General features: G+C 68.1%; 6 protein-coding genes. 2 read left to right on the top strand and 4 right to left on the bottom strand.

Going from position 1 to position 14,053, the window contains the following annotated elements:
- Positions 1-81 precede the first annotated feature (81 nt).
- The 4 genes from ACZ6CL_RS14940 to ACZ6CL_RS14925 form a co-directional block, all read right to left on the bottom strand.
- Positions 82-1,257 carry an FAD-dependent monooxygenase gene (locus tag ACZ6CL_RS14940; protein WP_468935881.1) on the bottom strand — a complete coding sequence of 392 codons (1,176 nt, stop codon included), beginning with the start codon at positions 1,255-1,257 and terminating at the stop codon, positions 82-84.
- Positions 1,254-8,471, bottom strand: a complete 7,218-nt coding sequence (locus ACZ6CL_RS14935) for an amino acid adenylation domain-containing protein (RefSeq protein WP_468935880.1) — start codon at positions 8,469-8,471, stop codon at positions 1,254-1,256. The genes ACZ6CL_RS14940 and ACZ6CL_RS14935 overlap by 4 nt, the downstream gene beginning before the upstream one ends.
- A gap of 172 nt (positions 8,472-8,643) precedes the next feature.
- A complete protein-coding gene (locus ACZ6CL_RS14930; RefSeq protein WP_468935878.1) occupies positions 8,644-9,375 on the bottom strand; it encodes a hypothetical protein in 732 nt (243 codons plus the stop codon).
- A gap of 941 nt (positions 9,376-10,316) precedes the next feature.
- On the bottom strand, positions 10,317-11,372 hold the full coding sequence (locus ACZ6CL_RS14925) for a methyltransferase (protein WP_468935876.1): 1,056 nt from the start codon (positions 11,370-11,372) through the stop codon (positions 10,317-10,319).
- Positions 11,373-12,621: 1,249 nt separating this feature from the next.
- Here ACZ6CL_RS14925 and ACZ6CL_RS14920 point away from each other — a divergent pair.
- Positions 12,622-13,275 (top strand): ATP-dependent Clp protease proteolytic subunit, encoded by a 654-nt coding sequence (locus tag ACZ6CL_RS14920; protein WP_468935874.1) that lies wholly within the window; start codon positions 12,622-12,624, stop codon positions 13,273-13,275.
- An 84-nt stretch (positions 13,276-13,359) separates the two neighbouring features.
- The gene (locus tag ACZ6CL_RS14915; protein ID WP_468935872.1) at positions 13,360-13,977 is read left to right on the top strand and encodes an ATP-dependent Clp protease proteolytic subunit; all 618 of its coding nucleotides are present in this window, start codon (positions 13,360-13,362) and stop codon (positions 13,975-13,977) included.
- The last annotated feature ends 76 nt before the right edge of the window (positions 13,978-14,053 follow it).

The raw sequence follows: 14,053 nt of genomic DNA, 5'->3' as shown, positions 1-14,053 counted from the left end.
AGAGTGCGGATACCGGTGCGGCCGCGGGCGGGCACGTGTATGCCCACCCGCGGGTCGGCCATCAGCGGTCATGGGATGTGGTCAGCCCAGTGGGGGCCAGGTGAGGACCGCTTCGTTCTGGCTGGTGAGCTTGGACAGCGGAGTGAACCGGAAGTAGAGGTCGCGCGCCAGGGCGGGAAAGAGGCCCTCCAGCTGCTCGGTCTCGCTCAGCGCACGGGCCGCGCCGACCAGTGCCTCGGTCCGTGGCCGGCGCTCGTCCTCGTAGCCGCGCAGGGCCGCGGGCAGATCCGTTGCCCCCTTGAGGTGCTGGGCGAGAACGACGGCGTCCTCGATGGCGAGCGCGGCGCCCTGGCCGAGGCTCACCAACATCGGATGCGCCGCGTCCCCGAGCAGGGTCGTCCGCCCGCTGCCCCACCGTGACAGGAACGGACGGTCCTGGGCAGTGATGCGGACGATCGTCTCCTCGGGGGTGACCCGGATCGCCTCCCGCACCTCGTCGGCCCAGCCCGCGAAGAGGCCCGCGAGCCCCTCCTTGCCGCGCCGTAGGTGTCCGGAGGCGCCCGGGGGCACGTTCTTCGTCGCCCACCAATAGGCGCGGCCGTGGCCGATGTCGGCGAGGCCGAAGCGCTGGCCCCGCCCCCAGTAGTGCGCGGCGTAGCCCTTGGTCATCCGCGGATGGCTGAAGGGCACCGTCGCCAGCCAGCACGCGTAGTTGCCGGGCCGCGGCTCGTCGGCGTCCGCCACCTGGCGGCGGATCGCGGAGTTGAAGCCGTCCGCACCGATCAGGACGTCGCCCGAGGCCGTCCGCCCGTCCTCGAAGGTCACCTCGACTCCGTCGTCACCGGAGACGAACCCCGTGGCGGCAGCGTTCAGTTCGATGACCTGGTCGTCCCCGAGCGCATCCAGCAGCGTCTGCTGGAGGTCGGCCCGGTGAACGGCGTAGTTCGACGCGCCCAGCCGGTCCGCGAGTTCGCGGAACGGGAGCGCTCTGATCGGTCGGCCGCGCCTCGTGAGGAACTTCAGCTCGTCGAAGACCTCACCGCGCTTGTCCAGACCCGGAGCGATGTCGATGTCCAGGGCGCGCAACGCCAGGATCGCGTTGGACATCAGGGAGACCGCTGTCGTCCCCGGGCGGAGCTCGGGGGCCCGTTCGAAGATCTGGACCTCGACTCCGGCCCGGCGCAGCGTGGCCGCGGCCGCCAGCCCGCCGATCCCTGCCCCGATGATGAGGGCCTTGCGTGGGGATTGCTGGATCATTTCCCGCTCCTCTCGGCCGGCCGCCCGTCGAGACGGTCGGACATCGCTTCTGCCACCCTCTGGGCGACCGTGCTCACGTGTGGTTCCTCCAGCAGGACCAAGTGGTCACCAGGAACGTCCACCACCTGGAGCCGGCCGGTGGTCAGGGCTCCCCACCCGTTGGTGGGGTCCTCGTGCAGACTCTGTGCGGCTCCGTGCATCGGCCGGAGGATGTCCGGAAGTTCTGCGTGGGCGCGGAGCAGTACCAGGTCCTCGTCGCCCGGTTCGGGGTGGTAGGAGAGAATCGCCTGCCAGTGCGCCTTGAACATGCGGAACAGCCGCCGCACGGTGGTGCGTGAACTGCCCGCCGGCAGGACGCCGGCCTCCGTGGCGTGCTCGACGATGAAGTCGAACTTCGCCTCCTCCTCCAGCCCGTCCGGCAGCGAGACCACCGGCGCGGTCCCGCCGCGCCCCATCCACAGCAGCTCCCAGAAGAACCACTCCAGCAGCGAGTGGTCGGCGATGTCGGGCCGCTCGCCCTGCTTGACGAAGATCGGATCGATCAGCACGGCGCCCCGGAGGGCGTCCGGATCGGTGCGCCGCAGCTGACGCGCCATCTCGAAGGCGATGAAGCCGCCGAACGACCAGCCGCCGATGACGTACGGGCCTTCCGGGCACGCCCGGCGTATCGCCTTCAGATAGCTGTCGGCCAACTCGGGGATGGAGCTGAGCGGTTCCGTGCCGGGGACGGTCCCGGCAGCCTGCAGCGCGTAGACCGGCCGGTCTTCCGGCAGGTGGCGGGCGAGGCGTACGTAGGACAGGACGTGGCCGCCGAGTGGGTGGACCAGGAAGAGGGGGGGCTCGCTGCCCTGGGCGCGGATCGGCACGACAGGGTCGAACTCCGCCCCCGAGTCCCCGCCCCGCAGCCGTTCCGCGAGCCCGGCCACGGTCGGCGCCGCGACGAACGCGGAGAGCGGGACGTTGACGCCGTACCGCTTCTCGATCGTCATCACCAGCCGCATCGCGGTCAGCGAGGTGCCGCCGATGTCGAAGAAGTTGTCTCGCACCCCGAGCGACGGCAGCTCCAGCAGTTCCGCCAGGATGTCCACCAGCGCCCGCTCGTACTCGTCACCCGGCGGGGCGGCGTCGGCCGTCGGCGCGGCGAGCGGCATGCGGCGCAGCAGCGCGTCGTCCCGCTTGCCGCTGGGGGTCAGGGGCATACGCGGCAGCCACTCCAGGTGCGAGGGCATCATGTAGTCCGGCAGCACCACGCGCAGGCGGGAACGCACCTCGTCCAGGTCAACGGCGGCCGCGTCACCCACGAGGAACGCGGCGAGGAACGCGTCGGCGCCTTCCCGGCACCGGGCCACCACCGCGGCCTCACGAATACCCGGCTGCTCATCGGCGAGTTTGGCGATCGCGATTTCCACCTCGGCGAGCTCGACCCTGAAGCCGCGCACCTTCACCTGGGAGTCGGCGCGGCCGAGCCACACGAGGTTGCCGTCGGGCATGCGCCTGGCCAGGTCACCGGTGCGGTACAGACGGGCCCCCGGCTCCCCGGAGGGATGCGGTACGAAGCGCTGCTCGGTGAGGTCGGGCCGGTTGCGGTAACCGTGGGCCAGGCACACCCCGCCGACGTAGACCTCCCCCTTCGCGCCGGGCGGCACCGGCTGCATCAGCCCGTCGAGCAGGTGAATCTCGATCCCGTCGACCGGGATGCCGATGGGCGGCAGGTCGGGGAAGGCGGCCGGGTCGCCGGTCATCGTGTGGTGGGTCAGCAGATGCGTCTCGGTCGGCCCGTACTGGTTCTCCAGCACGGTGCCCGGCAGCGCGGCGCAGAATCGCCGGATCTCGTCGGTGACGCGCAGCTGCTCGCCGGAGGAGATCACGACCCGCAGCGCGCGGGGTCGGATGCCCAGCGCTTGGGAGGTCTCCGCGAGCTGCTGGAGCGCCACGCAGGGCATGAAGGCACGCTCCACCTCCTCGCGGTCCAGGAGGCGCAGCAGCGCCGGCATGTCGCGCCGCTCCTCCTCGGCGAGCAGTTGGAGAGTGCCGCCGCCGCACAGGGTGGAGTAGATCTCCTGGAACGCCACGTCGAAGCTGAGCGATGCGAACTGCAGGGTCTTGCCGCCTGCCGCGCCGCTGGCGGACGGGATCTGCCATTCCATGTAGTTGGCGAGCACCCGGTGCGGGAGTTCGACGCCCTTGGGCTCACCGCTGGATCCGGAAGTGAACAGCAGGTAGGCGACGGTCTCACCGGTGATCTCCGGCAGGTCCTGCCCGTCGGCTGCCGGCTCGGCGGTGAGCAGGTCGGCCACGTCCAGCAGCCGGGAGGAGTCCTCGAAGAGATGCGCGTGCGTGGCGTGCGTGATGATCCGCACCGGGTCGGCCTGGGCGACCATGGCCGCGAGCCTGGCCTGTGGATAGCTGACGTCGAGCGGGACGCAGGTGGCGCCGGCCTTCCCGACCCCCAGCACGGTGGCCAGCGTCTCGGGCGATCGGTCCATGGCGATGCCGACGGTCGTCCCGGGCCGGGCCCCGGCGCCGATCAGGCCACGGGCTATTCGGTACGCGGCGTCGTCGAGCTGTGCGTACGTCCACTGGCGCGATCCGCAGGAGACGGCCACCGCGTCGGGGGTGCGCGCCACGTGCTCGTCGATCCGCCGGATGACGTTCTTGTGCGCGTCCACGCCGGTGCCGGGCGCTGACCTCAGTGCCGCTTCGGCCCGCGGATCGCGCAGGAAGGCGAAGTCCACGCTCTCGTCGGGGTGTTCGGTCAACTGCTGGAGGACGGAGAGATACGTCCGGCCGATGCTCTCCACCTGTGCCCGGGAGAAGGTGCGTCCGTCGCAGTCCATGCGCAGCCAGAGGTGTTCGTCCACGGGGTCGACCACAGCGTTGACCAGGAGCTTGAAGTTCGTCTCCTCCCAGGTCCTGAAGTCGGTCAGCTCCATGCCGGTGTCCTCGAAGAGCGAGGTGAGGACGTGCGGGTGGACGTAGTTGAAGGCCGTCTCGAAGATCACGCCTCCGCCGCGGTCCTCCTGGATCGCGCTGAGCGGGTAGTGCCGGTGGGGGTGGCTGTCCCGCTCCTGCTGGTAGACCTCGCGCGCCGAGTCCAGCCAGGTACGCGGCTGGGGGTCGAGGCGCAGCGGCAGCGTCTCCAGGAAGAGACCGGTGATCCGTTCGGCGTCGGCTTCCTCCGGCCGTCCGCCGGTGACCAGGCCCGTGGTGATGTCCGGCGTGTCGGAGTACAGCCGCAGGGTCAGACAGTGCGCCGCGAGCAGCAAGGATTTGACCGGCAGGCCGTGGATACGCGCCAACTGGCGCACCTGGGTGCTGAGGCCGTCGGGCAGTTCCACATGGTGGACGATGAGTCCCTCGCCGTCCGCGGGTGCGTACGGCCGGAATCCATCGATCTGGACCAGTTCGGCGTCGGCCAGCAGCCGCTCCCAGTAGCCCTTGGCGAGATCGGAGGCGAGGGCTCGCCGTTCCTCACGTACGTAGAGGGCGGGGGACGGCAGTTCGCCGGACGGGACGGCGGCGACGGGCTGCCCGGCGTGATGGAGGAAGTCCTGGAGCAGCTCGCGGACGAGGGTGGCCACGCTCCAGCCGTCCAGGATCGCGTGGTGGAAACTGAACACCAGCTCCACGGAGGAGTCCAGGACGTGCGCGCGGAACAGGTACAGCGGCGGGTGGTCCAGCCGGTACTCGTGGTACCGCCGCTCCTCGACGTGCCGGGCGACCTCGGCCTGCGCCTCCTCGTCACTGAGACCGCGGAGGTCCGCGATCTCCAGTCCACCGTCGACCTCGCGGTGGACGAGTTGCAGGGGTTCGGAGTATCCGCCCAGATCGAATGCCGAGCGCAGGACCGGGTGGCGCCGGACCAGGCTGGCGAAGGCGCGGCGCAGCGCTTCCTCGTCCCAGACCGTCTTGAGGGAGTAGCGGAAGACATCGTGGTAGACGGCCGTCCGCTCGTGCTCCCGGCTGTGGTAAAGGAGACCGAGGTGAAGCCGCGTCGCCGGGTAGGCGTCCGCCAGGCCGGTCAGCCGCGCGCGGTCGACTCCGGAAACCAGCGCGAACGGCTCCAGCGGAGCGTCCTGCCCGTCCGGCGACGAGGTGGTCGCGACCTCGGCGAGCGCCGCCACGGTGGGGTGCCGGACCATGTCGGCCAGGGTGAAGTGCACGCCGGCGCGCCGTGCCTCCGCCTGGATGCGGAGCATCAGGATCGAGTCCCCGCCCAGGGAGTAGTAGTCCTGGTCGACACCGATCCCGTCGGTTTCGAGGACGACGGACCAGGCCGCCGCGATCTTCGCCTCCATCTCGTTGGCCGGCGCCGCACCCTTGGCGTCCGCTTCGACGGCGGGAGCGGGCAGCCGCCGCCGGTCGGCCTTGCCGTTCGCGGTGAGCGGGATGTGGTCGATCCGTACGAAGAACGCCGGGATCATGAACTCCGGCAATGTCTCCAGGAGCCGGTCCCGAAGATCCGCAATCCGCACTTCCTGATCCGCGACGTAGTAACCCACCAGGTGGACGCCGCGGGCCGAAGTGCTCCGGTCCACGACGATCGCGTCCCGGACGCCCGGGAAGGCCGCCAGTCGGTCGCGCACCTCACCGAGCTCCACCCGGTTTCCGCGGATCTTGACCTGGTCGTCCAGGCGGCCCAGATATTCGAGGGTGCCGTCCGCGAGCCATCGCGCCCGGTCACCGGTCCGGTACATCCGTCCGCCGGGTCTGAACGGGTCCGCAACGAACACCGCCGAGTCCAGCTCGGGCCGATCCAGGTAGCCGCGCGCCACGCCCACACCCGCGATGCACAGCTCACCGGCCACTCCGGCGGGCTGCAGATCGCCGTGTGCCCCGACCACGTAGAGCCGGAGGTTGTCGATCGGCCGCCCGATCGGGACACGTCGGACTTCTTCGGCCGCGTCGCCCGGGCAGTCGTGGTAGGTGACGTCTACCGTGGCCTCGGTCGGGCCGTAGAGGTTGACCAGCCGCGGCGTGGTGGCACCGGCCGCGGTGAAAGCCCGGTTGAACCGGTTCACCTGAGCGGGCGTCAGCGCCTCTCCGCTGCAGAACACCAGGCGCAGTGACGCGATGTCCTCGACAAGTGCCGGAGTCGCTTCGAGCAGGTCGAGGAAGGGGCCGAGCATCGAGGGCACGAAGTGGGCCACACTCACCCGGTGCGCCTTGACCGTCCCGAGGATGACCTTGGGGTCGCGCTCGCCCCGGGGCGGGAGCAGCGCGAGTCCGGCGCCGGTGATCGCCCACCAGAACAGCTCCCACACCGAGACGTCGAAGGTCGCCGGCGTCTTCTGGAGCAGGACGTCCTCGGCACCGACCGGGTAGCCGCGCTGCATCCACTCCAGCCGGTTCACCACGGAACGGTGCTCCACCTGCACGCCCTTGGGCTGCCCGGTGGACCCCGAGGTGTAGATGACATAGGCCAGGTCACGCGGACCGCCGAAGGGGCCGGGCGGCGCGGACGCGGCACGCGGGGCGGCGTCCAGGTTCCGTACGGGCACCGCGTCACCCACCAGGGCACCGGACACGGTACTGCCCAGGAGCGCGGCCTTCGCCCCGCTGTCGGTGAGCAGGAACCTGACCCGTTCCGCGGGATGGCTCGGATCCACCGGTACGTACGCACCGCCTGCCTTGAGCACTCCCAGGACGGCCGCGACCAGTTGCGGGCTGCGCTCGGCCACCACGGCCACCCGGTCGCCGATGCCCACGCCGTCACCGCGCAACTGGTGCGCGATGTGGTTCGACCACGCATCCAGCTGCGCGAAGGTGAGCGACTGTGCGGGATCGTCCGTGGCGACGGCGAGCCGGCCGGGCGTCCTGGCCGCCTGCTCCTCGAAGAGCGCGTGGACGGTGGTGTCCTGGGAGAAGTCGGTCACCGGGCCGCTGCCTGCCGCCATCAGGACGGCGCGCTCGGCGTCGCTGATCATCGGCACCTCGGTCAGCGGGCGGTCCGGCCGGGCAAGGGCGCCCTTGAGGATCGCCTCGATGTGAGTGGCCACCGACTCGATGGGGAAGTCCGTGTCGAAGACGTCGAGGGCGTAGTCCATGTCGACCAGGACGTCGCTGACGTCGTCCAGTTCGTTGACGACGACCGCCAGTACGTCGTCGTCGTGGGCGCGGGCCTGAACGGCGGTTTCGTACGCCACGCCCTGCACGTCGAGCGGGCTGGGCCAGCGCAGGTAGGCGATGGTGGTGTCGAACAGCCGCTTGGGGCCGCTCCCCTGAAGCGGTACCGAGCGCAGCAGGTCGCCCAGGGAGAACCGCTCGTGGGGCTTGAGCGCCCGGGTCGCGGCCTGCACCCCGGCGACCAGCTCGCTCATCGTGCGGTCTCCGGAAGGGATCACCCGCAGCGGCAGGGTGTTGGCGAAATGGCCGACGGTCTCCTTCTGGCCGTCGGTGGGCCGGTTCAGCAGCGGGACGCCCAGAACGACCTCGTCGCTGCCGTGGACCCGGGAGAGATAGACGGAGAAGGCACTGGCGACGAACGCGAAGACCGAATGGCCGCGTTCACGTATACCGTCGATGAGCCCGCGCTCGATCAGGAAGCTGTGGCGGGCGCTCCGCCGGGAGCCGGCCGGGGCGGTGCGGCGGAAGAACGCCGGGGTGACGCCCTTCAACTGCTGCTGGAAGAACTCACGGTCCCGCTCGTGATCGTCCGAACCCTGGTAGCGGCGCTCGTCGTCGACGAAGTCGAGGTACGACGGCGCGGGCCGGTCGCGGAACCGCCCGGTCCGCCGCACCTGGTCGTATTCGGCGCGGACCTGGGACATGAACAGGTTCAGGCCCCAGGCGTCGGCGACGATGTGGTGCACCTTGACGTACGTGTGGACGACGTCCTCGCGCTCCTTGAGGACCGCGAACATGAACAGCCGGCGACGCTCCACCTCGAACGGGACGTCGAAGGCTTCTTTGATCCACTTCTCACAGGCCGCACGTGGCGCGGCAGTTCCGGAGAGGTCGACCGTCGGGATGTCGAACCCCTCGTGCTCGGCCCACTGGCTCGGGGTTCCGTCCTCCGGGTCGATCCGGAGCTGGAACGCGTCGTTGCGGTCCGCCGCGCGGCGCAGGCACTCCTTGAGCAGGTCGACGTCGACCTCACCTGTGAACCGGTCCGTGATGAAGCAGTTGAACTGCGGGAGATCCGGGTAAAGAGAGTTCGCTGCCCAGATGTCCTGCTGATAGGCCGTTAGACACTTGCGCCCCCGGAGATTCACGATCGCTCCATTTTCCCTCGGCTGCTGCCTGTGCTGCATGAGCTGTGCGAGTGCCTCAGCGGGCATTCTCCGCGGCGGTCGTGCTGCCGTGCTGCCAGGAATGCCCGGCCGCCTCGGAGGCGAGATGGCATGCTTCGTTTCCCGTGCCCTTCGGAGACCAAGGGTCAGGCACTCAATGAATTCCAGCGCGGTGAAATACTGGCGGATGGAGGTTGGCTGGCCGGGTTCGGCCCCTGCCACGGTGACGCGCGCGCTCTTCGAGACCGGCGCGGTGCGCGACGAAACCATTTTCTTGCGCTTGACTCGGGTGCCTTCGTCCGCTGCCGGACCGGAGAAGATGAGAATGCCGCGCCGGCGCTCGGGATCGGTGAGCGTGGCCACCTCGCCGTGACAGAACTCGTGGCAGCAATTCCGCGTCACCGGCACCATATCGATCTCGTTGAGGTGCGTCACCGGCATCGGCGGCCGACTCACGCAGCGCAGGCGTGACGTCGGTCTGCAGGGCCTTCGCCAGGCCACGGGCCTCGGGACCACGGCCCACGTCGAGGATGCCGAGCTGCCGGAGCGTGGCGACCAGAAGCGGGAAGTGTGCCCAGCAGCTCAGGATGATCCGCTTCCGATCGTCCTCGATCACCGAACGCGGAACCAGGCACTCGAAGTCGTGATCTTTGAAGACATGCACTTCGAGGTCGTTCCTGATCGAGTGGACGAAGACCCCGATCACGTCCGACGCGGTGGTCGAGTGACCCGTTCCGCTGAACACAATACGCGTGAACCGGCCGCCTTGCATTCGTCTCAGAAAATTATCAGAGACCCCGGAGACATCACACTCGTCCGACTTCGCGGAACTGGGGTGGCACTCCTGCTCCAGATTTCCCTGACAGCGCTCAAGGCGTGCTCGCATGACTTCCCCCGTTCGTCAAAACCCGGTGCCTACAGGCACACTGATGCGCAATCCATAGAAGATTGCCGAGCGACATTACAGCATGATTCGACTGCCGTTTGAGGTCAATTGTCGGCTCTTGGTAGAGACGGTACGTTAATTCATCGTGAATTCAAGTGCGTCCACCCTATGGCGGTGACGCCGACCCTGCGCTGCGAAATCACTTTCAGCACTGCGCTCAGGCATTCCGGCTCGGCCGAGCCGGAATGGGGCCGCACCGCGTCCGCTCCGGGTCGATCTCCTCCGGCGAGGCGGTTCACCCGGATGCCAGGGCACGAGTTCCGTGGCCAGAGACTTGGTCAGATGGAGTGGGATCGGCTCGCGCGAACCGTGGTGGGCGCCGTGCCGGCGGGGGCCGGCCGCCGTGGTCGCGCGTTGCCGACCAGCGCTTGCGGCATTCCGTGCCCAGCGCGCACGAGTGCGGCCGAGTACGCCGCCTTGTCGGGGCGCCATACGCCCGACGGGGCGGCTGACAGGCCCTGTTCCGTCTCTCGCAGGGCATGGTTCGCGCACTTCTCGGCACTGCGAACCGTCCTGATCGCCCGACTTCCCGTCCGGACGCGCCTGCGTCCCGACTCGTCCGCGGTGCCCTTGGTTCCGCCGGTGACCACAGCCGGCCTGTCAGCTGATCTCATTCGAGCCCCCGTTGTATCTTTCCTGCTTTCCCGCTGCGCTTCCCGCTTGCCCGCTGCCGCTCCGAGTCGCTTCGTACGAGCCGCTCCGAGCGAGGGGCCTGTTCGGCGATGCCTCCGAAGAAGCGAAGCGAGCGGGGCGTGCCCCCGGTTCCGGCGCGGACGGGCTCGCCGGCGCATCCGACGCACGAGCCCGGGAGAGTCCCGGGCCGAGCCGGGCGGACACGGTATGCCTCCGGTCAACTCCCCTTAGGGTTAACCTGGTTCAGCTCAGACGGCTTCGGGCTTGCGGGCGCGAAGGATGACGTCGAACCGTCCAGGGTACTGGCGGTCGATCGTCTCGAAACCCGCTTCGGTGTACCACTGCTCGAACTCCCGCGCCGTGTAGATGCGGCCCTCGGGCGACGCGACCGTCTGGACGTACGCCGACATGAACGCGGCGTGGGCGGGGCCCGTCTCGTCGTCGTCCTGGGCACAGGCGACGATCACCATGTGGCCGCCCGGCTCCAACGCGCGGTAGGTCTTCGCGAAAAGGTCCTGGACCTGCTCCGGGGACCAGATTTCGAGGAACCGGGAGTACACGACGCAGTCGTGGGACGACGTGGGGAACTCTTCCTGCATGATGTCGGTTCCGATCGCGCTGACCCGCTCGGACAGGCCGGCCTCAGCGATCCGGTCGTTCGCCATCTTCGCCACGTTGGGCAGTTCGAGGATGGTCGCCTGAAGGTGCGGCCATCGTTCGGCGAAGCTGATGGCGTTGGTTCCGGTCCCCCCTCCGACGTCCAGGACGCGGTGGTACGACGAGAAGTCAACGGCGTTGACGAGGTCCTCGACCACCGAACGACTCTGGTGTTCCATCATCGCGGTGAAGACCTTTTCGAGGTCCTTGTCCTCGGCGAGGAGCTCGTAGAGCGTGGTCGCCGACGATCCCGCGAGCAACTCCCGGTCCATCCCCAGGTTCTCGTTCTGCACCAGCGACTCGTAGAGCCAGCCGACCGGCCGGTAGAGCACCTGGTGGGTGTAGCGGACGATGACCGGCATGAAGGCGTCCTGGTCACCAGCCAGAAGGTCGGTCGCGGCGGTGTTGTGGTAGCCGTCGCCCTCCTTGCGGACCAGTTCGTACGCGCAACACCCCAGCAGCAGCACGTGTCCCGCGCGCTCTTCCAGCCCCAACGCGTCGGTAATTTCCTCAAGCGTGCTGCCTGGCCGGTCCTTGAGCAGGGTGAACAGATCCAGCCGTTGGGCGGCATGCATGAACGGGAATCGGAAGCTGGTGTACACCAGCTTCCAGAGCTCGTCCAACGCGGTCGACGACGGTTCAGTCATGGTGTTTCCCTTCACGAAATCGCAGGCCTCTGGCGGGCGTCCTCGGTCGACTCGTGGTGCGGTCCGGCATCGTCCGGGTCTGCGGATCGGCGGCGGATCGAAGTGGGCAACAGAAACAGCGGCTGCGGATCGTTGTCCGCGGCCGGCCCGCCCACTGCACCGTCCTGGATACGGAATGGGTCTCGTTCGTCACCCGGCGGGCGCGCGCACGGCGTTGGCCTTAGTCGATGCGCAGCGCGGCGGCGACATCGCCGGCCTCGGAGAGATGCCGGGCCGGCACGGCGGCCTCCCCTGTGGCGAGCCCTGCCCCTCGGCCCATCGACGCGTGCGTCGGGCGGGCAGTTTCGCCTCTCCCCCGTCTTCTGAATCGTCAGCACCTCCCCCCCGCAAGATGCAACACCAGGCCCAGAGTTCACACAAGACCTCTCGAGTCACCGCCCTTCCAACGGTGGCGCGAATCGTGCTTGCGCTCCCTTCCGGATACCGCTGCGAGACACGCTGGGGTGCCAAAACGGTTCCGCCATTCGTTCGGTCACGCGGCCGAAAATCCTCCATCCTTTAAATGGTCGAAACATGGACCATCCACCTGAAGTAGGACGGCGTACCGGAACGATGCCTACCGACGGTTCGTCAAGTTCCCTCAGTGGCAGGCGAGATGACAGGCCTGAGCGGTTGAGGGACGAGGTTGCGGGGACGCGACGACCCCGGATGGACGATGACCACACGGCATCCGCTTCCGCCCGCGCCGGTGTCGTTGAAGGAGTACGCCCAGGAGCAGTGCAGGAGTAACCGACTGTTCACGAGCACCTGTTCACCAGCGCGGGCCAACAGGCCTGCCGACAAGGGGGGTCGGTTGGGGAGACGAAGGTCGACGTCACGTCACCATTCGTACGCGAACGAGTCATTCCTGTCTTATTCGAGCGAACGATCCGCCGACATCGAACCCTGGAAGCCCCGACCTGCGGACATTCGGGGTGACGCAAAGCGCCGGGGGCGGCTGACTGAAATGCGTCGCCGCATGTCCGAGACTGCATGCTGCGCGTCGGAACCTTGCCACCGCAGCTCAACTCCGGCCGTCGGACCGGGCGTTGAGTCGCGCATCTGCTCTCAGCGAACGACAGACGGAATCACGTTCCGTGGCGAGTGAACGTGTTAGCTTCAAACCAGACTGGGGAGGCGAGTTCCGACCATCGCTTACCTGAAGCAGTTCCCCGGGGCGCCTGGGGCTCGGTCAAGAACAGGGGAAGACATGAGTGACGCGAAGTTCCACCACCCGGCAGCGTCGATCGCACCGTATGCCTACAACCCCAACGGCGGCGCCGCGTTCGGTGACCAGATTTACAACCGCCTGCTCAGCGACCGCATCATTTTCCTGGGCAAGGAAGTCGACGACGAAATCGCGAACCAGATCACGGCCCAAATGCTCACGCTGGCCGCCGATCCGGACCAGGACATCTACCTCTACATCAACTCCCCCGGCGGCTCGGTGATGGCCGGACTGGCGGTCTACGACACCATGCAGTACATCCGCAACGATGTCGTCACCATCGCCATGGGATTCTGCGCGTCCATGGGCCAGTTCCTGCTCACGGCCGGCACTCCGGGGAAGCGGTTCGCGCTGCCGCACACCAGGATTCTCATGCACCAGCCCTCGGCCGGGCTCGCGGGCTCCGCCACGGACATCCGGATCTACGCCGAGCAGCTGCGGGAAACCAAGCGGGAGATGGCCGAGTTGATCGCCCATCACTCGGGGCAGACCCCGGAGCGGATCACCAAGGACTCGGACAGGGACCGCTGGTTCACGCCGGCCGAGGCCAAGGAGTACGGCCTCATCGACGACATCATGACCAACGCCACAGGTACGCCGGGTGCCAACACCCTCCCGGGCGGTTCTGCCGGTTGATCGCGTGGCGGGACCACGACGCCCATTCGTATGGAGGTGTCGCGCTCAGTGCAGCCGACTGAATACTCATCTCAAGCCCGGGACATGCCCATGAACAGTCGCTACGTCGTTCCGAGCTTTGTGGAGCGCACCTCGCAGGGAACCAGGGAACTGGATCCGTACGGCAAGCTCTTCGACGAACGGGTGATATTCCTCGGAAGTCAGGTCGACGATGTGTCGGCCAACGACGTCATGGCCCAGATGCTTTGCCTGGAAGCCATGGATCCGGACCAGGATATCTCCCTCTACATCAATTCTCCTGGCGGCTCCTTCACAGCCTTCACCGCCATCTACGACACCATGCAGTTCGTCAAGCCTGACATCCAGACGGTCTGCCTGGGTCAGGCCAACTCTGCCGCCGCGGTGATTCTCGCCGCGGGCACGCCGGGAAAGCGGATGGCACTGCCGAGCGCTCGGGTGCTCATTCACCAGCCGTTCAGCCAGGGGAGCCAGGGCCAGGTATCCGACCTGGAAATCCAGGCGGCGGAGATCGAACGGCTGCGCCGACTCATGGAGAAGGTGTTGGCGGACCACTCTCAGCAGACCCTGGAGCAGGTTTCTGCCGACGTGGAACGGGACAAGATCTTCACTGCCCAGGAGGCCAAGGAGTACGGGCTGATCGATCACGTAGTGGCGCCTCGGTCGATCCCCGGAGCTTCTTGATCCTCGTACGCTGCCCTGTGGCACTCCAGCGAGAGGGGCCGGGACACTACGTCCCGGCCCCTCGTCCGTGTCCGGA

The organism is Streptomyces sp. NPDC041200, from assembly GCF_055591805.1.
This window is presented reverse-complemented; position numbering and strand designations above follow the sequence as displayed.

Bases quoted from the DNA above. Each gene is read 5' to 3' on its own strand.
- ACZ6CL_RS14940 (WP_468935881.1), bottom strand. From the start codon at position 1,257: ATGATCCAGCAATCCCCACGCAAGGCCCTCATCATCGGGGCAGGGATC.
- ACZ6CL_RS14930 (WP_468935878.1), bottom strand. From the start codon at position 9,375: ATGCGAGCACGCCTTGAGCGCTGTCAGGGAAATCTGGAGCAGGAGTGC.
- ACZ6CL_RS14925 (WP_468935876.1), bottom strand. From the start codon at position 11,372: ATGACTGAACCGTCGTCGACCGCGTTGGACGAGCTCTGGAAGCTGGTG.
- ACZ6CL_RS14920 (WP_468935874.1), top strand. From the start codon at position 12,622: ATGAGTGACGCGAAGTTCCACCACCCGGCAGCGTCGATCGCACCGTAT.
- ACZ6CL_RS14915 (WP_468935872.1), top strand. From the start codon at position 13,360: ATGCCCATGAACAGTCGCTACGTCGTTCCGAGCTTTGTGGAGCGCACC.